Annotated in this window: 15 protein-coding genes; 6 read left to right on the forward strand and 9 right to left on the reverse strand. The window is 74.8% G+C overall.

Annotated elements, in window-relative coordinates; genetic code table 11:
* Positions 1-57: 57 nt before the first annotated feature.
* A complete protein-coding gene (locus RMN56_RS31665) occupies positions 58-981 on the forward strand; it encodes a DUF3500 domain-containing protein (RefSeq protein ID WP_376787347.1) in 924 nt (307 codons plus the stop codon).
* A gap of 28 nt (positions 982-1,009) precedes the next feature.
* Here RMN56_RS31665 and RMN56_RS31670 read toward each other — a convergent pair whose 3' ends face one another.
* The 7 genes from RMN56_RS31670 to RMN56_RS31700 form a co-directional block, all read right to left on the reverse strand.
* Entirely contained in the window at positions 1,010-1,768 is a 759-nt protein-coding gene (locus RMN56_RS31670) for a class I SAM-dependent methyltransferase (RefSeq protein WP_313721534.1), read from the reverse strand.
* A 43-nt stretch (positions 1,769-1,811) separates the two neighbouring features.
* Positions 1,812-2,315: a DUF2231 domain-containing protein gene (locus RMN56_RS31675; RefSeq protein ID WP_313721535.1), complete on the reverse strand. Its 504-nt coding sequence runs from the start codon at positions 2,313-2,315 to the stop codon at positions 1,812-1,814.
* Positions 2,316-2,391: 76 nt separating this feature from the next.
* Entirely contained in the window at positions 2,392-3,132 is a 741-nt protein-coding gene (locus tag RMN56_RS31680) for a GAF and ANTAR domain-containing protein (protein ID WP_313721536.1), read from the reverse strand.
* A 187-nt stretch (positions 3,133-3,319) separates the two neighbouring features.
* Complete coding sequence (secA2, locus tag RMN56_RS31685; protein ID WP_313721537.1) at positions 3,320-5,614, reverse strand: accessory Sec system translocase SecA2; 2,295 nt, start codon at positions 5,612-5,614, stop codon at positions 3,320-3,322.
* Positions 5,615-5,723: 109 nt separating this feature from the next.
* A complete protein-coding gene (locus tag RMN56_RS31690; RefSeq protein ID WP_313721538.1) occupies positions 5,724-7,472 on the reverse strand; it encodes an ABC transporter ATP-binding protein in 1,749 nt (582 codons plus the stop codon).
* 29 nt (positions 7,473-7,501) lie between these two features.
* Positions 7,502-8,590: a zinc-binding dehydrogenase gene (locus RMN56_RS31695; protein ID WP_313721539.1), complete on the reverse strand. Its 1,089-nt coding sequence runs from the start codon at positions 8,588-8,590 to the stop codon at positions 7,502-7,504.
* Positions 8,583-9,623 carry a Gfo/Idh/MocA family protein gene (locus RMN56_RS31700; protein WP_313721540.1) on the reverse strand — a complete coding sequence of 347 codons (1,041 nt, stop codon included), beginning with the start codon at positions 9,621-9,623 and terminating at the stop codon, positions 8,583-8,585. The genes RMN56_RS31695 and RMN56_RS31700 overlap by 8 nt, the downstream gene beginning before the upstream one ends.
* A 252-nt stretch (positions 9,624-9,875) precedes the next feature.
* Here RMN56_RS31700 and RMN56_RS31705 point away from each other — a divergent pair, with 252 nt between their 5' ends.
* The 5 genes from RMN56_RS31705 (at position 9,876) to ctaD (ending at position 15,503) form a co-directional block, all read left to right on the forward strand.
* The gene (locus RMN56_RS31705) at positions 9,876-10,856 is read left to right on the forward strand and encodes a glucosyl-3-phosphoglycerate synthase (protein WP_313724909.1); all 981 of its coding nucleotides are present in this window, start codon (positions 9,876-9,878) and stop codon (positions 10,854-10,856) included.
* A gap of 36 nt (positions 10,857-10,892) precedes the next feature.
* Positions 10,893-12,047: a glycosyltransferase gene (locus RMN56_RS31710; protein ID WP_313721541.1), complete on the forward strand. Its 1,155-nt coding sequence runs from the start codon at positions 10,893-10,895 to the stop codon at positions 12,045-12,047.
* Between the two features lie 84 nt (positions 12,048-12,131).
* Positions 12,132-12,596, forward strand: a complete 465-nt coding sequence (locus RMN56_RS31715) for a DUF4383 domain-containing protein (RefSeq protein ID WP_313721542.1) — start codon at positions 12,132-12,134, stop codon at positions 12,594-12,596.
* An 89-nt stretch (positions 12,597-12,685) separates the two neighbouring features.
* Complete coding sequence (locus tag RMN56_RS31720; RefSeq protein ID WP_313721543.1) at positions 12,686-13,414, forward strand: ATP-binding protein; 729 nt, start codon at positions 12,686-12,688, stop codon at positions 13,412-13,414.
* A gap of 88 nt (positions 13,415-13,502) precedes the next feature.
* The gene (gene ctaD / locus RMN56_RS31725; protein ID WP_313721544.1) at positions 13,503-15,503 is read left to right on the forward strand and encodes an aa3-type cytochrome oxidase subunit I; all 2,001 of its coding nucleotides are present in this window, start codon (positions 13,503-13,505) and stop codon (positions 15,501-15,503) included.
* Positions 15,504-15,629: 126 nt separating this feature from the next.
* On the opposite strand, the gene RMN56_RS31730 is transcribed toward ctaD, so the two are convergent.
* Complete coding sequence (locus RMN56_RS31730; RefSeq protein WP_313721545.1) at positions 15,630-16,763, reverse strand: SigB/SigF/SigG family RNA polymerase sigma factor; 1,134 nt, start codon at positions 16,761-16,763, stop codon at positions 15,630-15,632.
* A gap of 242 nt (positions 16,764-17,005) precedes the next feature.
* Complete coding sequence (locus tag RMN56_RS31735) at positions 17,006-18,400, reverse strand: hypothetical protein (protein ID WP_313724910.1); 1,395 nt, start codon at positions 18,398-18,400, stop codon at positions 17,006-17,008.
* Between the last annotated feature and the right edge of the window lie 64 nt (positions 18,401-18,464).

Genomic DNA, 18,464 nt, shown 5'->3' on the forward strand with positions numbered 1-18,464 from the left:
ACGCGACCGGCGGCGGGGCGGTATACAGGTGCGGTGGAGGATCCCGTACCCGAGCAGATGCGCGCGGCGGCCGGCGCGCTGCTGGCGGCGCTCGACGAGCCGGCCCGGCAGCGGGCCCGGCACGACTTCGACGACGAGCCGGCCCGCCGGTGGCTGGAGTACCGGCCCCGGCCCCGCCCCGGCACCAGCCTCGCCGACCTGGACGTGACGGCCCGCAAGGCCGCCCACCGGCTGCTCGCCACCGCGCTCAGCCCCGCCGCGTACGCCCAGGCCATGGCCGTGGTGGCGCTCGAGGAGGTGCTCGACCGGGCGGAAGGCTGGCGGCGCGGCCGGCACAGCGGCGACTACTGGGTGGCCGTCTTCGGCGATCCCGGGCGCGACGACCGGTGGGCCTGGCGGTTCGAGGGGCACCACCTGTCGGTCAGCATGACCGTGGTCAACGACCAGGTCTCCCCCGCCCCGATCTTCCTGGGCGCCAACCCGGCCACCGTCCGGCATGCCGGCCGGCCGGTCTCCCGGCCGCTCGGGCCGGAGGAGGACCTGGCCCGGGAGCTGCTCGACGCGCTCGGGCCGACCGGCCGGGCCGCCGCGGTCGTCACCGACGAGGCGCCGGCCGACATCATCAGCGCCACCCGGGCCACGGCGCCCGGGCGGCTCGACCCGCTCGGCGTGCCCCGCGGCCGGCTCGCCCCGTCCGGCCGGGCGCTGCTCGACCGGCTCGTCGCGCTCTACCTCGACCGGCTCCCGCCGGAGCTGGCCACCCGCGAGGTGCGCCGGCTCGCCGGCGGCGAGCTGCACTTCGCCTGGGCCGGCCCGGTCGGCCCGGGTCAGCGGCACTACTACCGGATCCAGGGCGACGACCTGCTGATCGAGTACGACAACACCACCGAGGACGGCAACCACGCGCACACCGTGCTGCGCCGCCCGGCCAGCGACTTCGGCGCCGACGTGCTGGCCGACCACCACTCCGCCGCGCACTGACGGCGGCCGACTCAGGGCGGCCGCCGGCTCAGGGTCGGCGGGCCTCGATGAGGAAGCGCCGGGCATGCGCCACGAACGGGCCCTCGGCCCGGATGCGCTCGTGCAGGCGGCGCAGCTCGGCGCGGTACCGGTCGACGGTGAAGCCGGGCACCGTCCAGACCACCTTGCGCAGGAACCAGACCACCGCGCCGATGTCGTGGAAGACGGTCCGCAGGGTCGCCGTGCGCAGGTCCACCACGGTCAGTCCGGCGGCCTCCGCCGCGGCGACCGCCTGCTCGGGGTGGCGGTGCTCCGGCGGCGGCAGCGGCCCGAGGATCGCCTCGCTCAGCTCACGGACCGTGCCGGCGCCGATCTGCTGGGACAGGTAGCTGCCGCCGGGGCGCAGCACCCGGGCGACCTCGTCCCACCAGGTGTCGACCGGGTGCCGGCTCACGACGAGGTCGAACGTGGCGTCGCGGAACGGCAGTGGCGGCCGGTCGGCGACCTGGACCACGGTCGCCCCGACCCGGCGCAGGATGTGCCGGGCGACCGGCACGTTCGGCGGCCACGCCTCGGTGGCGACCAGCAGCGGCGGCGGCGCGGGGACCTCGGCCAGCACCTCTCCCCCGCCGGTGTCGATGTCCAGGGCGGCACGCGCGGTGGCCATCCGGGCCCCGACCAGGCGGGCGTACCCCCAGGGCGGGCGTTCCTCGGTGGCCCGCCCGGCCAGCCAGGAGAAGTCCCAGCCCTCGACCGGCGCGGCGGCTCCCTCGGCGATCAGGTCGTCGGCGTCCCGTTCGGTGTCCACCCGGCGAGCCTGGCGGCCGGGGGCGGCCGGCGGCAAGGCGTTTTCAGGCCTTCGGGCGGATGATCTCCACGGTGGCGCCGGGGATGTCCCGCAGCGCCTCGAAGCCGGCCGGCTCCGCGGCCCGGCGCCGGTCGAACTGGCGCATCAGCCGGGAGCCCAGCCACACCCCCACCGAGCCCACGGCCAGCGCGAGCAGCTCGACGGCCACCTCGACGCCGTTCGCGCCGCGCTGCGGCGCCTGGGCCCGGATCAGGCAGGTCAGCAGGAACAGCGCCGCCATCGCGGCGTTGACCAGGTTGAACGTGATGGCGGTCCGCCGGGTCCGGTCGGCCCGCACGTCCCACAGGTCGACCATCCCGGCGACCGTCGTGAGCGCGGCGGCCACCAGGGCGGCGACGGCCGTCCAGTAGCCCACCTCGCCGAGGAAGGCCGGGCCGCCGGCGACGTCGGCGAGGTCGAAGACCGCGGCGCTGACGAAGAGCCCGAAGGGGAACGTCACCAGCATCGGTTGGATCGGGTTGCCCTGCACCCGCAGCCGGCTCTCCATCGGTTCCTCCCCAGGTCCGAGCAGCTCACCAGTCCAGGGTGCTACCCGGGGCCCGTCGGGGCGAAACGAATGTCGCTCAGTTGTCCTGGGGTCGGGAGACGGTGAGCAGGAGCCGCTCGGCCACCTCACGCAGCGGTATGTCCAACGAGGACGCGGCGCTGCGGAGGACGTCCAGCGCCTCCGGTGCGGCGCAGCCGCGCTGCGTCATGATCACGCCGACGGCCTGCCCGACGACCCCGTCCGCCAGGGCCGCGGCGTCGAGCTGGTCGGCCCGGGCGGCCAGCCGCTCCCGGTCCCGGGTGGCGGCCAGCAGCAGCCCGGCGTGCTCGGCGAGGAGCATGGCGGTGAGCTGGTGCCGGGGGGTGAGCGCGCCGGCCGACTCGGCGTAGAGGTTGATCGCGCCGATCACCTGCTCGTCCACGTCCACCGGCGCGGCGATGACCCCGTGCACGCCCAGCCCGCGGGCCCGCTCCGCCCAGGCCGGCCAGCGCGACTCGCCGGCCAGGTCGGCCGCGGTGATCATCTCGCGCCGCCGGATGGCGGTCAGGGCCGGCGTGTCCGGGCCGTGCCGCAGGTCGTCCAGCTCGGCCCGCTCCGGGTCGGAGGCGGCCACCCCGGCGGGCTCACCGGCGCGCAGCGCGGTGAATCCGCAGCAGTCCACCCCGGGTACGGCGTCCCGGGCGATCCGGACCAGCCGGTCGAGCGCCTCGTCGAAGTCGGTGACCGCGATGAGGCCGGCGGTCAGCTCCCGCAGCAGCGCGGCGGTCTCCAGCACCCCGAGCGTGTCGGTCATGGGGTCCCGCGTGTCGAGGTTCACCGGGCCACGGCCTCCGCCACCTCCGCGCCCGTCCACGCGGTGTGCCCGTCCGGCGCCGTTGCCTGTCCCATGATTGCTCTCCCTGACTCGAAGCCCCGGCCTACTACCCTCCCAAACCAGGATCGAAACCGCGCAAAGGGGTCCCTTCCGGCGCGGTACCAGGCCGGAAGGGACCCCTCGCGGAGGGTCAGCGGGAGCCGGAGATGAGCCGCCGCCCCACCGAGGCGATCAGCCGGTCCAGCTCCGAGCCGAACGGGTTGTCGTGCACCAGGTACGTCCACGTGGCGGTCGGCCGCACCAGCTTGGCGGCGTCCGGCTCCCACCCGTCGGAGAACTCGGTCTCCTCGAAGGTGGCGATGGTCCGCGTCTCGATCTCGGGGATCAGCGCGTTGAACGCCGGCACCGCGCTGCGGTGGAACTCGTCCAGCGGGTCGAGCCGGCCCAGGGCCCGCAGGTGCACGCCCTCGCGGACCTCGGACAGCTCGGCCAGGTGCTCGGCCCAGAGCCGGTCCAGGTGGTAGAGGGCGATCTTGCGGGCCACCTCGGCGAGCAGGTCCTCGTCCATCTCGCCGGCCTTCTCCGGCACCCGCTCCAGCAGCATGAGCGCGGCGATGTCACTGGTCAGCAGCCGCTCCCGGCGCTCGGCCAGCGCCTTGCGCTGCTGCTCGATCACCTGGCTGTACCGCCAGGTGTTGCGGTGGATCTCGTGGTTGACGCCCTCGGCGACCCGCTGGGCGTGCTCCACGGCGTAGTCGACCTGCGGGTCGGTGACCAGGCCGTCGGCGTTCATCCGGGGCGACGCCGGGACGGTGTCGCCGGCGTGCCGCACGACCAGGTCGTCCTCCAGGCTGACGAAGAAGACCGAGCCACCCGGGTCGCCCTGCCGGCCGGCCCGGCCCCGGAGCTGGTCGTCGACGCGGCGGCTGTCGTGCCGGCCGCTGCCGATCACGTAGAGGCCGCCCAGCTCGGCGACCCGCTCCCGGTCGGCCTGGTCGCTGCCGCCGAGCCGGATGTCCACGCCCCGGCCGGCCATCTGCGTGGAGACGGTCACCGCGCCGTACGCGCCGGCCTCGGCGATGATCCCCGCCTCCTCGTCGTCGTTCTTGGCGTTGAGCACGACGCAGGACACCCCGGCGGCGTGCAGGCCGGCGGCGAGCCCCTCGGACTCCTTCACGTCGAGGGTGCCGACCAGCACCGGACGGCCGGCCTCGTGGCAGCGCCGGATCTCGTCGATCAGCGCCTCCTCCTTCTCGGCCCGGGTGGCGTAGATCCGGTCCGTCTCGTCCTCGCGGACGCACGGGGTGTTCGGCGGAATCACCGCCACCTCGAGGCCGAAGAACTCGCGGAGCTGGTCGCCGACGAGGACCGCGGTCGCGGTCATGCCGCAGACGGTCGGGTAGAGCGCGATGTAGGCCTGCACCGTGATGGTGCCGAGCACCTCGCCCTCGGCCGTGGCGTCCAGGCCCTCCTTGGCCTCGACCGCCGCCTGGAGCCCGTCCGGCCACCGGCGGCGCTGGGCCACCCGGCCACGCATCTCGTCGATCAGCTCGACCGACTTGTCCCGCACGATGTAGTCCACGTCGCGGTGCAGCAGGGCGTGCGCGTGCAGCGCCACGTTGACCGCGGAGAGCTGCCCGACGTGCTCCTCGTCGTAGAGGTCGATGCCGCCCAGCTTCGCCTCGACCGTGGCCAGGCCGACCGAGGTGAAGGCGACGCTGCGGCCGTCCTCGGCGATCGTGTAGTGCCTGTCCCTGCGCAGGCCGCGCACCAACGCGGCGGCCGCGTGCACCGGGTCCTGCTCGCCGGGGACCGCGCCGGCCAGGACCATCGGCACCCGGGCCTCGTCGATGAGGATCGAGTCGGCCTCGTCGACGATGGCGGTCTTCAGGGCCGGCTGGACCCGCTCGGACAGGTCAGTGACGAGCTGGTCGCGGAGGAAGTCGAAGCCGGCCTCGCTGACCGCGATGTAGGTGACGTCGCAGGCGTAGGCGGCGCGCCGCTCCTCGGGGGTGGACGCCTCGTTGACCCAGCCGACGGTGAGCCCGAGCAGGGCGTAGACCGGGCCCATCCACTCGGCGTCGCGGCGGGCCAGGTAGTCGTTGACGGTGAGCACGTGCACCGGGCCGTTGCCCATCCGGACGTGCCCGTAGGCCGCGATGGCCGCGGTCAGCGTCTTGCCCTCACCGGTGGCCATCTCCGCGACCTTGCCGGACAGCAGCGCCATGGCGCCGAGCAGCTGGACGTCGTACGGCCGCTGGTCGAGACCGCGGCGGGCCGCCTCGCGGCCGATCGCGCACAGCTCCTCGTAGCCGGCGGCTTGCCCGGCCGCCTCGGTCAGCTCCGCGTCGGAGAGCTTCTCCAGCTCGGCCTCGCGGGCCTCGATCGCCGGCAGCAGCTTCTCCAGCGGGGCCAGGTCGACGGTCGTTCCCGGGCGCTGGAGGAACCGCCGGAACCTGGTCTTCAGACGTTGCGACACACCCATGAGCGGCAACGGTACGCGAACGGGAGCCGATTGTGACACCCGTGCGGCGCGGTTGCCGGGGAGTGTCCGAATTGCGGGCTGTTTCCGCAGGTCAGGGCGCTTCGCGCGGTCAGCCGACGAGGAGCTGATGGGTGGCCAGCTCGCGGTAGAGCGGGCTGGTCGAGGTCAGCTCGTCGTGGGTGCCGACGGCGACCACCCGGCCGGCGTCCAGCACCACGATCTGGTCGGCGTCCACCACGGTGGAGAGGCGGTGCGCCACGATCAGCAGGGTACGGCGCACCGCGACGGCGTCGATGGCCCGCCGCAGCGCCGCCTCGTTGCGGGCGTCGAGGTTGCTGGTCGGCTCGTCGAGCAGCAGCACCGGCGGCCCGGCCAGCAGCGCCCGGGCGATCGCCAGCCGCTGCCGCTCGCCGCCGGAGAGCAGCACGCCGCCCTCGCCGACCTGCACTTCCAGCCCGTCGGCGGTCCGCTCGGCCAGGTGCCCGAGGTTGACCTCGTCGAGCACGGCGTGCAGCCGGTCGTCGGTGGCGTCCGGAGCGGTGATCAGCAGGTTGTCCCGGAGCGTGCCGGCGAGCACCGGGGCCTCCTGCTCGACGTAGCCGAGCCGGGCCCGCAGCGCGTCCCGGGACAGGTCGCGCACGTCGACCCCGTCCAGGCGCAGCGTGCCCCCGGTCACCTCGTAGAAGCGCTCGACCAGGGCGAGCAGGGTGGACTTGCCGGCGCCCGACGGGCCGACCAGGGCCGTGCGGGTGCCGGCCGGCACGGTGAAGCTCGCCTCGTGCAGCACCGGCGGGCCGCCCGGGTAGCCGAAGTCGACCCGGTCGAACTCCAGCGCCGCCGGGCCGGTCGCGCCGGGCCGGGCGGTGACCGGCGCCGGCCGCTCGTCCGCCCCCTCCCCCGGCACGGCGAGGATCTCCTCGATCCGGGCCAGCGCGCCGAGCCCCGTCTGCAGCTGGGTGTACGCGTGCACCGCCTGCCCCAACGGCAGCACCAGGAAGAACAGGAACATCACGAACGCCACGAGATCGCCCACGCCGATCGCGCCGGACGCCACCCGTGCCCCGCCCACGGCCAGCACCAGCAGGAAGGCGCCCTGGACGGTGACCGTGCTGGCCGGGCCCACCACCGCCTGCGCCCGGGCCACCCGCAGCCCGGCCTCGTACGCCTCGGTCGCGCTCGACACCACGGTCGCCGTCTCCCGCCGCTCGGCGCGGCTGGCCCGGATGGTCCGCGCCGCCGAGATGGCCCGCTCGACGGCGGAGGTCATCTCGCCGACCCGCTCCTGGGCCTGACGGGCCAGCCCGCGGACCCGCCGGGCGACCGTGAGGGCGAAGCCGACGCCGACCGCGACGGCCGCCAGGGTCACCCCGAACAGCAGCGGGTCGAGCAGCAGCATGGCGGTGCCGGCGCCGAGCACCATGACCGCCCCGGTGACGGTCTCGAAGAGGCCCGAGGTGACCACGGCCCGCAGCAGCGTGGTGTCCGCGCCGACCCGGGAGAGCAGGTCGCCCGTGCGGCGCCGGTCGTACTCGGCGATCGGCAGCCGCAGCACGTGCCCGGCGAGCCGCCGCCGGGTGCCCAGCACGAGGCCCTCGGCGGTGCGCTGGAGCAGGAAGTCGCGGAGCCCGCCGAGCAGCGCGCCGACCACCACGAGGGCCACCAGGACGGCGACCAGCCCGGTGGCCGGGCGGCCGGCGGTGATCCGGTCGAGCACGCCCCGGGTGAGCAGTGGCTGGGCCAGCGCCGCCCCGGCGCCGGTGAACGACAGCACGCCGACCGCCACGAGGGTGCCGCGGTGGGCGCGCAGGTAGGGCAGCAGGGCGGCGAGCCCCGGCGGGCGGCCGGCGTCGGTGGTCATGGCAGCACCGTAACCGGGCCGGCCCAGGCTCAGCCGGTGAGCACCACCTGCAGCTCGGAGCGGCGCCGCTGCGCCAGGTCGGTGAGCAGCGCCGGCGCCTCCTCCAGCGGCACCACCGCGGACACGAGGTGCTTGCGGACCAGGTCGCCGTACTGGCGCAGCAGCTCGACGGTCTCCGCGGAGAGCCGCTCCCGGTCCCAGGTCGGGGTCAGCCCGCGCGGCACCCGGCCGATCTGGGCGCAGCGCAGCGCCAGCCCGTTGTGGTGGAACTCCTCCCCGAGCCGGACCGCGTCCGCTCCGGCCTGGTAGAACGCCAGGTCGATCACGGTGCCCTGGGGCCGCAGCAGGCGCAGCGCGAGCTGGAGCGCCCAGTCCTGCCCCCGGCACTGGAAGACCACGTCCGCGCCCCGGTCGCCGGCGGCGTGGTTCCAGCGGGTCTTGAGCACCACGGCCGGGTCGTCCGCCGCCGGGTCGAGGGTCTCCAGGCCCAGCGCCTCGGCCACGTCCCGCCGGGCCGGGGTGGGGTCGAGGACCACCACGGAGGCGGCACCGTGCCGCCGGGCGAACAGCGCGGTGAGCAGCCCGACCACGCCGCTGCCGACCACCGCCACCCGCCGCCCGCGCACCCCGTCGCCGAGCGAGCGGACGTCGGTGCCGCAGAGGTCGGCGGCGGCGTGCAGCAGGCCGTTGGCGCAGATCGGGCCCATGTGCGCGACGTAGACGCCGAGCAGCGGGTCGAGGTCGTCGGGCAGCGGCACGAACCGTTCGGCGACCGGGTCGGCGACATATCCGCTGCGGTGGCCGTAGGTCATGGCGCCGACCGTGCCCACGGCGACGGCCGGGGTGCGGCTCTCCACCACCCGCCCGACCTGCATGTAGCCGAGCCGGGTGACCGGGTACGGCGTGCTGGCCTCGCCGGGCTGGAACAGCCCGAGGCCGGCGTTCCAGGTGACGTGCAGGTAGGGGTTGGTGCCCTTGACGTAGCTCAGCTCGGTGCCGGCGGACACCCCGCTGTAGAGGGTCTCCACCCGGAAGGTGCCCTCACGCAACTCGGCCGCGTCCTGCTCGACCAGCTCGACCCGGCCCGGTCCGCTGACCACCACCACCCGGTCACGCATCGACGGTCACCCCCGTCGGCCCGGCCGGCGGCGCGTCGGCGACCGCGGCGGTGAGCCGCGCGGCCGGCCCGGTGGGCAGCGCCACCGCCCGCCCGGTACGCGCCGACTCGGCCACGGCCAGGGCGAGCCGCTGGGTGCGCAGCGCCTCGGCGTACGGGACCCGGACGTCGTCGCCGATCCCCCGGACCGCGTCGACGAAGGCCCGGTCGACGGCCACCCGGGCGCCGTCCGGGTCGGCGGGCAGGGGCCGCTCGCCGTCGGCGTCGCAGACGGTCAGGCCGTCCTCGGCCAGGGACAGGGCCAGCCCGTCGGCCAGGATCTCCAGGCCGGCCCGGTGCTTCCAGCCGAGCACGCAGGCCGCCGCGAGGGTGCCCACCGCCCCGGAGGCGAAGCGCAGGGTGGCCGCCGTGACCGAGTCGATGTCCGCGCCGTCGACCGGCGGTGGGCTGCCGTCGCCGTACGCGGTCACCTCGGTCGCCTCGCCGACCAGCAGCCGGACCAGGTCCAGCACGTGCGCCGCCTGTTCGACGACCGGCCCGCCGGAGCGGTCCCGGCGGGCCCACCAGGCCACCGGCGGCACCTTGTCCAACCAGGCCCCGTTGACCATCCGCACCGGCCGGTCGGCGAGCAGTTGCCGGGCCTCCTCCACCACGTGCAGGTAGCGCCAGTGGTGGCCGACCGCGGTGAGCAGGCCGCGCCGCTCGACCAGCGCGGCGACCCGCTCCGCGGTCTCCAGGTCCACCGCCACCGGCTTCTCCACGAACATCGGCACGCCCGCGGCGATCACCGCCTCCTCGACCGGGCCGTGCGCGAACGGCGGCACGCAGACGTAGACCGCGTCCGGGCCGGCGGCGAGCAGGTCGTCCACGTCGCGGAAGGTCCGCGCGCCGTGCGCGCCGGCGAGCGTCGCCGCCGCTTCCGGGGCGACATCGGTCACCCCGAGCAGTTCCACGTCCTCGAAGCCGGTCAGCACCCGGGCGTGGCGTTGCGCCACTCCGCCGGCTCCGACGAGTCCCACCCGGCACACTCGCATGCTCTCCCGACCCTTCCACCGCGAAAAACGGACCGTCGAGACCACTCCCCGCGCGACCGCGGGGCCAAACGTGTACCGGATGCGCAATCAGACGTTCACCGGCCGGGAACCGCCCGGAACCAGCTTGGTGATCAGGTGTTCGGCATGATCCGGTTAGCACGGGCGGCGGATTGGGCAAACCAGGAGCCCGTGGATCCGCCACGACCTGGGAGCGTGCCTGTGCCGGATACAGCGTCGACCGTCTCACCCGTGGTGGAGGCCTGGGCCACCTACCGCACCACGTCCGCCGACGACTGGCCGGCGCGCCGCCTGCTGCGCGCCAAGGGCGCGAGCCGGGTCAGCGTGGTGCTGCCGGCCCGCAACGAGGAGGCGACCGTCGGGGCGATCGTCTCGACGATCCGCCAGCACCTGATGGACCGGGTGCCGCTGGTGGACGAGCTGATCGTGGTGGACTCGCGGTCCACCGACCGGACCGCGCAGGTGGCCCGGGCGGCCGGCGCCGAGGTGGTCAGCCAGGACGCCATGACGCGGGGGCTGCCCCGGCTCAGCGGCAAGGGGGACGCGCTCTGGGCCGGGCTGGCGGCGGCGGAGGGCGACGTGGTCGCCTTCGTCGACGCCGACCTGCGGGAGTTCCGGCCGCACTTCGTCACCGGGCTGGTCGGGCCGCTGCTCACCGACCCGTCGGTCGACTTCGTGAAGGGCTTCTACCACCGGCCCCTGGTCCGGACCACCGGGGTGGAGGCCGACGGCGGGGGCCGGGTGACCGAGCTGATGGCCCGGCCGCTGCTGAACCTGTTCTGGCCGGAGCTGGCCGGCTTCGTGCAGCCGCTCGCCGGCGAGTACGCGGGCCGCCGCGACGTGCTGGCGCAGGTGCCGTTCGTCTCCGGCTACGGCGTCGAGACGGCCATGCTCATCGACCTGCTGGAGCTGGTCGGACTGGACGCGTTGGCCCAGGTGGACCTGGGTGAGCGCAAGCACCGGCACCAGGACACCGCCGCGCTGGGCCGGATGTCGGCGCAGATCCTGCTGACCGCCTGGTCCCGGTTGCAGCGGCGCGGCTGGGCGGTGCCCGGCGTGGACCCGACCGCCCTGCTGACCCAGTTCCGGCGGGGCGGCTCGGAGGCACTGCCCCACCTGGACCGCGAGATCGTGGTCAGCGACGTCTCGATCGAGGAGCGGCCGCCGTTGGCGCAGCTGCGACACCGAGTGCCGCGGCGACGGGTCGCGGCGTGAACCCGTGAGCGCCGCCCGAGGAAGGGACGCCGCACGATGAGTCTCACTGTCTTGATGAACGCGGGTCCCTGGCTGTCCGTGCCGCCGCCCGGCTACGGCGGGATCGAGAACGTCGTCGCCACGCTGGTGCCGGAGCTGCGGCGGCTCGGCGTGCGGGTGGTGCTCGCCTCGGTGGAGACCAGCACGCTGCCGGTCGACGAGCGGATCTCCGTCTTCCCGGACGGGCAGTTCCACGCCCTGCAACGGCCGTACAACCAGGTCTGCGGGGTGGCCCAGGCGCACCTGCACGGAGTGGTCCGCGCGCTGCGCGCCCGCGACGACATCGACCTGGTGCACGACCACGTGGAGGCGGTCGGGCTGGCCACCATGGCGGCGATGGGCCGGGACGCCCCGCCGGCGCTGCACACCCTGCACTGGGACCTGGCCAAGCACCCGGAGCTGTACGGCAACCTCGACGGCGGCGGCCGGGTGCGGGTCAGCGGCGTCTCGGCCAGTCAGCTCGCCCGCGCGCCGCGGGCCCTCCAGGAGCACTCGGTCGGCCACGTGCACCTGTCCACCCCGCTGGCGGTGGGTGCGGACCGCCGGCCCCGGGTGGCGAAGGGTGAGCACGTGGTCATCCTGGGCCGGATCAACCCGGGCAAGGGGCAGGACCTGGGCGCCCGCCTGGCCCGGCGGGTCGGCTTCCCGCTGGTGCTGGCGGGCCCCGTGGGGCCGTACCACCGGCCCGAGGACCTGGCCGCGGCGGGCGACGAGGCCCGGCAGAACCCGGACGTCCGGTTCTTCTACGAGCACGTGGCCCCGCACGTGGACGGCGACCTGGTGCGGTGGGTGGGCACGGTCGCCGGTGCGGAGCGCGACGACCTGGTGGCGGGAGCGCGGGCGTCGCTGTTCCCGCTGCGCTGGGAGGAGCCCGGCGGCACCGCGGTGGTCGAGTCGCTCGCGCTCGGCACGCCGGTGGTGGCCACCGCCCGGGGCTGCCTGCCGGAGCTGATCGAGCACGGCCGCACCGGCCTGCTCACCGCCGACGAGGAGGAGCTGGGCGACCTGGTGCTGGCCGCCGGCCTGCTCGACGAGGACGAGTGCCGGCGCGAGGCGGCCACCCGGTTCACCCCGGAGGTGATGGCCCAGCGGTACGTGGAGCTGTACCAGCAGGTCCGCCGGCTGGCCGCCCGGTCGTTGCAGCTCGCCTGAGCCGACGGGCCCGGTCGCCGGGGGCGTTTGCCCCCGGTGGGCCCGGGAAAGCCGCCCGGTCCCTTGTCTGGCGAGGAGGCCGGCATGACGAACTCGATGGCCCACTCCCGTGCGCGGCGCAACCCGGCCGACGGCCGGGCGCCGGTACGCCGAGCCGCGGCGAGCGTCGGCGTGCTCTTCCTGGTGATCGGCGTGCTGGGCTTCATCCCCGGCATCACCACCCACTTCGGCGACCTCAAGTTCGCCGGCCACGACTCCGACGCGAAGCTGCTCGGGCTGTTCCAGGTCTCGGTGCTGCACAACATCGTGCACCTGCTGTTCGGGGTCGCCGGCCTGCTGCTGGCCCGGACGGTTCCCGGCGCGCGGGCGTTCCTGATCGGCGGCGGCGCGATCTACCTCGTGCTCTGGCTCTACGGCGTGGTGGTCGACCACGACAGCGGCGCGAACTTCATCCCGCTCAACGGCGCCGACAACTGGCTGCACTTCCTGCTCGGGGTCGGCATGATCGCCCTCGGGCTGCTCACCACCCGGGCCGCGAACCGGCGCTGACCAGGCCCGCGCAGGCCGGGTGTCCGGTTTCGCCCGGCCCGGGCGGGGGTATCTCCCAGGTCCCCGACGAGATGGAAACGAGGGCCTGGATGTCGACCCGGATCAGGTGCGAGGTCCGCGACGAGACGCCGGTCACCATCGTACGGCTGGCGGGCGCGCTCGACCTGGGCACGATGCGCTCGGTGCACACGGTCCTGGACCGGTGCCTCACCGCGCAGCCGGACGCTCTCGTGGTCGACCTGGAGAAGCTCGACGTCACGGACCCGCTCGCCCTGTCCGTCTTCGCCGCCGCGGCCCGCCGGGCCGCGGACTGGCCGGCCGTGCCGATGGTGCTGTCCGCCCCACCGCGGGAGACGGCCGCCTGGCTCGCCGAGACGACCGCCTGCCGGGTGGTGCCGGTCCGTCGCGACTGTGCGCAGGCGGCGGCGCTGGCCGGGGCGGTGGCGGCCCCGCGACTGCGTGCCCGGCTGGAGCCGGTGGCCGGCGCCTGCCGGCGGGCCCGCGAGCTGGTCACCGACGCGTGCGGCCGGTGGAACATCCCGGAGCTGGCCGGTCCGGCCTCGCTGGTCCTCAGCGAGCTGGTCGGCAACGTCGTCCGGCACGCCGGAACCCCCATGCAGGTGACGCTGACCCTGCGCCGGCCGTACCTGCGGGTGGCGGTCATGGACGGCAGCCCGGCCGACCCGCGGGCGGCCGACCCCGACCTGCGGGCCGAGGGCGGACGCGGGCTCATGCTGGTCCGCGAGCTGACCCAGCGCTGGGGCAGCACCCCGGCGGGCGCGGGCAAGGTGGTCTGGGCCATGCTACCGGCGAACTGACCGAATTCTCCGCTCTCGCCTGCTTTGATGGGCTGAGGGGACGGGTACGCGTGCCCGTCCTGTCTGTCGTCACACGGGGTGAGAAGCCATGCCGAATCAGGTAGTCAGGGAGCCACGAGACCGGGGACCTGCCGTCCTCGCGCCGGCCCGGTTCGGCGGCTACCCCGGCCCGGTCCAGGAGGCGATCAAGGGCAACTCCCTGTGGCGGCTGCTGCGCACCACCGACGCCAAGCTCATCGGCCTGCTCTACCTGATCACGGCCTTCGCGTGGTACATCGTCGGCGGGATCATGGCGATGCTCATGCGGGCGGAGCTGGGCCAGCCCGGGATGCAGTTCCTCTCCCCCGAGCAGTACAACCAGCTGTTCACCATGCACGGCACGATCATGCTGCTGCTGTTCGCGACGCCCATGGTGTTCGGCTTCGGCAACTACATCGTGCCGTTGCAGATCGGCGCGCCGGACGTGGCGTTTCCCCGGCTCAACGCCTTCGCGTACTGGCTCTACTTCTTCGGGGGCCTGATCGTCCTGGGCGGGTTCATCACCCCGCAGGGCGCCGCGGACTTCGGCTGGACCGCCTACACCCCGCTGAGCACCGCGCAGCACAGCCCGGGCGTCGGCGGGAACATGTGGGTGGTCGGCCTGGCGCTCTCCGGTCTGGGCACCATCCTCGGCGCCGTCAACCTGATCACCACGATCATCACCCTGCGCGCGCCCGGCATGACGCTGTTCCGGATGCCGATCTTCACCTGGAACCTGCTGCTCACCAGCGTCCTGGTGATCCTGGTCTTCCCGCTGCTGGCCGCCGCGCTGTTCGCGCTCGCCGCCGACCGGATCCTGCACGCGCACGTCTACGACCCGACCACCGCCGGGCCGATGCTCTGGCAGCACCTCTTCTGGTTCTTCGGCCATCCCGAGGTCTACATCGTCGCGCTGCCGTTCTTCGGCATCATCACCGAGATCATCCCGGTCTTCTCCCGGAAGCCGATCTTCGGCTACACCGGTCTGGTGCTCGCCACCATCGCGATCACCGTGCTGTCGATGACCGTCTGGGCGCACCACATGTTCGCCACCGGCCAGGTGCTGCTGCCGTTCTTCAGCATCCTCAGCTACCTCATCGCGGTGCCGACGGGCGTGAAGTTCTTCAACTGGATCGGCACCATGTGGAAGGGCCAGATCACCTTCGAGACGCCGATGCTGTTCGCCATCGGCTTCCTGGTCACGTTCCTCCTCGGCGGCCTCACCGGGGTGCTGCTGGCCAGCCCGCCGGCCGACTTCCACGTCACCGACACCTACTTCGTGGTGGCGCATTTCCACTACGTGCTCTTCGGCACCATCGTCTTCGCCGCGTTCGGCGGCCTCTACTTCTGGTTCCCGAAGATGACCGGGCGGCTGCTCGACGATCGCCTGGGCAAGATTCACTTCTGGACCATGTTCCTCGGCTTCCACGCCACCTTCCTGGTGCAGCACTGGCTCGGCGCCGAGGGGATGCCCCGCCGGTACGCCGACTACCTGCCCGGCGACGGCTTCACCACGCTCAACGTGATCTCCACCATCGGCTCCTTCGTGCTCGGCGCGTCCACCCTCTTCGTGATCTGGAACATCTGGAAGTCCTGGCGCTACGGCGCCATGGTGACCGTGGACGACCCGTGGGGCTTCGGCAACTCCCTCGAGTGGGCCACCACCTGCCCGCCCCCGCTGCGCAACTTCGACCGGATGCCGCGGATCCGCTCCGAGCGGCCGGCCTTCGACCTGAAGTACGGCCCGCTCGTCTCCGATCTCGGCCGTGACCTGCCGCAACGCACCACCAAGCCGCCGCAGCATTTCGGCGAGGAGCTGCACCACGTGCGGCACGTTCCGGAGTCGCCGGCCGCCGAGGGTGCGCACGGCGCCCGCGAGGCCGTCGAGTACCAACCCGCGCCGCAGTCCGGCGCCCGCCCGGTCGAGGTGCCGGAGCCGGAGGAGGTGCGGCGGCCCAGCTTCGAGGGTTCCGACGAGCCGGAGCAGACCCAGTTGGGTCCACAGCGCAGCACGCCGTCGAACCCCCGCTGGGAGCACCCCCGCGGGAACGGGGACACCACGGAGAACTGACCGGACACGGAAGGGCCGGCGCCCCTCGGGCGCCGGCCCTTCCTTTGGGGTACGCGTGGGCGGGCGACCTCCCTCGGACAGCGCCGCGCCGGCATCCCGAACGGGAGCCGGCGCGGTCCGGATCGGTCAGTCGGCGGCGGGCAGTCCGGCCGCGGCGAGCGAGCGGCGCACCGCGGGCTGCACCCGGGTCAGCCGCAGCGGGACCCCGGTGCGGGCGGCGGCGTCCCGGCCGGCCATCAGCGCGGCGATCCCGCCCGCGTCGAAGCCGCCCGCGCCCACGAGGTCGACCACCACCTCGCGGGGCTGCCCCGTGACCGCCTCCAGCATGGCCTTCCGGAGCCGGTCCGCGCCGTCCCGGTCGACCTCTCCCCCGACCTCGACGACCACCCGGTCGCCGTTCTGCTTCACTGAGATCCTCGCCCTGGCCGGCTCGGACTCGGCCGCGCCGTTCTGCCACGGTGGCGGGGCGTCGGCGAGCATCGCCTGGCGCAGCCAGGTCAGCGCCCGGGAGAGCAGCCGCGACACGTGCATCTGCGAGATGCCGAACCGGGCCGCGATCTCCGCCTGGGTCTGGTTGCCGTAGAAGCGCATGGCGAGGATCCGCCGCTCGCGCCACGGCAACCGGTGCAGCAGCCCGCTGACCGTGACCCGGTCGTCGACCGACTCCAGGGCGTTGTCCGACTCGCCGACCAGGTCGCCGAACTCGGCGGAACTCTCCCCGCCGACCGGCGCGTTGAGCGAGGCCGGGCTGTATCCGGCGGCCGACTCCAGCGCGGCGAGGATCTCCTCCTCCGGCGTCTCCAGCCGCACGGCCAGCTCGGCCACCGTTGGCGCCCGGGACAGCTCGCTGGTCAGCGCCGCCGTCGCCTGCCCGACCTCGAGGATCAGGTCGCGCAGCCGGCGCGGCACGTGCACACCCCAGGTGCGGTCCCGGAAGTGCCGTTTGATCTCACCGACGATGGTGATCGCCGCGTACGCGGTGAACGAGCCGCGCTCCGGGTCGTACCGGTCGACGGCGTTCACCAGGCCGAGGCGGGCCACCTGCTCCAGGTCCTCCAGCGGTTCCCCGCGACCCCGGTAGCGGCGGGCCAGCCGCCCGGCGAAGGGCAGCGCGAAGCGCACCAGGTCGTCCCGTGCCTCCTGCCGCCGCTCGGGTGGCAGGGCGGCGATCCGTGCCGCGTACGCCAGCGCCGCCGCATCGAGGTCCTCCAGGCCCCGCTCGGTCGGTGGTGGTGTGGGTGTGGTGGTCTGTCCGAACATCCGCGCCTCCCTCAGGAAGGTCCCCCGCCCGGATCGGAACCGGTCGTGCGCGTGGTCGGGCCACGCACCGGGCCGGAAGTTGGGTTACGTGACGGCACGCCGGAAGCGGCGGCCGCCCGCCGCACGGCGTCGTGGGCCGTTCCGCGGCGAGCGGTGTTCCCGCTCCGTAGGTACTCAATCACGGTCCGCAGGATCGCGAGGATGTTTCGCCAGGTTGCCCGGCGACCCGCCGGCGGCCGCGCTCAGGAGACCAGTAACCCCTGGTGGGCGCCCGCGTCGCGCAGTGCGCTGAGGGCCTCGGCCATCCGCAGCGGCGGCGGCACGGGCAGGTCGTACGGCTGGTTGCGCAACACCTCCGTGGCACGGCGGGTGGGCACAGCGGTGACCGGGTAGCCCCGCGCGGAGCCCCGGTCCAGGGCGCGCCGGCGGCGGCCGAACCCGGCCACCGCGAGCCACTGGGGCAGGCCCGCGAGGGCGGGCGAGCGGACCCCGGGCGGCTCGGGCAGCACGTCCACCGAGCTGAACGGCTCGCTGCCGGCGAGCCACCACTCCGCCCCCTGCACCCGGCGGCGGGTCGCGTTCTCGCACCAGTAGGGCACCAGGCCCGCCCGGAGCACCTGCCACGGGTCGAGCAGCCGGCCACACTCGACCACGAGGCGGTCGCCGGTCTTGCCGGCCCGGCGCAGCCAGCGCCGGTACAGGTCGGCGGTGGCCGCGCTCAACGCGTCCGGCTGCGGGACGACGACCCGGTGCAGCGGGTGCCCCTGCCGGCCGCCCCACTCCCGGGCGTCGTGCTCGAAACCGGACTCCACGCCGTTCTCGGCGAACGCCGCCGGGGACGTGACGTCCGGCGGGGTCCAGCGCGCCCCGTCGCCGCCCGCCGAGCGGAGCACCTGGCGCAGCGCGTGCGCGTCCGGGTGGAAGTCGACCGGGTCGAGGCCGCTGGCCGGGCAGCCGACCTGGAAGCTGTGGCCGCTCCCCTCGTCCCGCACCGGCCAGGTGCGCGCGTCGTGCAGCAGCAACACCGGCGCCCCGGGCTCCAGCCCCTCGGCCAGGAACCGGGCGTACGCCGCGGGCAGTGCCCGCCAGCGCACCGCGAACCTCACCGTGGCGGCCGCCGAGGCGCCCCGGCTGGCGGGGCAGTGCACCTGCCGGACGTGCACGCGGGCGTTGCCGGCGAGCATCCGGCCGGCCAGCGCGGCCCCGTGGTCGAGGGCGGCGTCCGGGCGGTCCACCGCGCCCCGGGCCCAGTGCGCGGCCACCTCGAACCCGGCCGGCAGCCACGGCACCCCGAGCGCCACCGCGAGGTGCGCCGCGGCGCCGTGCGGTGATCCGAGCATCGCGCCGGGCCAGCGGCGGGTCGGGTACTGGTCGACGAACCAGGCGGCCACCCGCTCGGCGTCCAGGTCGGCGACCTGGGCGGGGGTGAGCGCAGCCCGGCCGGCGGCCCGCGCCGCGGCGGCCCGCCGCACCGGCTCCGGGGCCCCGGTGAAGCGCGACAGCGGCCCGGTGTGGCCCAGGTCGCCGCAGTCGTCGCCGCGCAGCGCCCGGGCCGTCACGGCGACCAGGAGCCGGGCGGCGCTGCCCGCCGCCACCACCCGCTCGCCGGTCAGGCCGGCCCCGGACGCCGGCCCCACCGGCACCTTCCGACCCGGCCCCACCTTGCCTCGTTCGCTCACCACGCGGCCCGGCTTCCCGTCC

The organism is Micromonospora halotolerans (assembly GCF_032108445.1).
Lineage (GTDB): Bacteria > Actinomycetota > Actinomycetes > Mycobacteriales > Micromonosporaceae > Micromonospora > Micromonospora halotolerans.

Excerpts from the sequence above, each read along its gene's own strand:
- RMN56_RS31675 (WP_313721535.1), bottom strand. The coding sequence starts at position 2,315 with ATGGAGAGCCGGCTGCGGGTGCAGGGCAACCCGATCCAACCGATGCTG.
- secA2 (WP_313721537.1), bottom strand. The coding sequence starts at position 5,614 with ATGGGTGTGTCGCAACGTCTGAAGACCAGGTTCCGGCGGTTCCTCCAG.
- RMN56_RS31710 (WP_313721541.1), top strand. The coding sequence starts at position 10,893 with ATGAGTCTCACTGTCTTGATGAACGCGGGTCCCTGGCTGTCCGTGCCG.
- RMN56_RS31665 (WP_376787347.1), top strand. The coding sequence starts at position 58 with ATGCGCGCGGCGGCCGGCGCGCTGCTGGCGGCGCTCGACGAGCCGGCC.
- RMN56_RS31690 (WP_313721538.1), bottom strand. The coding sequence starts at position 7,472 with ATGACCACCGACGCCGGCCGCCCGCCGGGGCTCGCCGCCCTGCTGCCC.
- RMN56_RS31700 (WP_313721540.1), bottom strand. The coding sequence starts at position 9,623 with ATGCGAGTGTGCCGGGTGGGACTCGTCGGAGCCGGCGGAGTGGCGCAA.
- RMN56_RS31720 (WP_313721543.1), top strand. The coding sequence starts at position 12,686 with ATGTCGACCCGGATCAGGTGCGAGGTCCGCGACGAGACGCCGGTCACC.
- RMN56_RS31730 (WP_313721545.1), bottom strand. The coding sequence starts at position 16,763 with ATGTTCGGACAGACCACCACACCCACACCACCACCGACCGAGCGGGGC.
- RMN56_RS31695 (WP_313721539.1), bottom strand. The coding sequence starts at position 8,590 with ATGCGTGACCGGGTGGTGGTGGTCAGCGGACCGGGCCGGGTCGAGCTG.
- RMN56_RS31715 (WP_313721542.1), top strand. The coding sequence starts at position 12,132 with ATGACGAACTCGATGGCCCACTCCCGTGCGCGGCGCAACCCGGCCGAC.
- ctaD (WP_313721544.1), top strand. The coding sequence starts at position 13,503 with ATGCCGAATCAGGTAGTCAGGGAGCCACGAGACCGGGGACCTGCCGTC.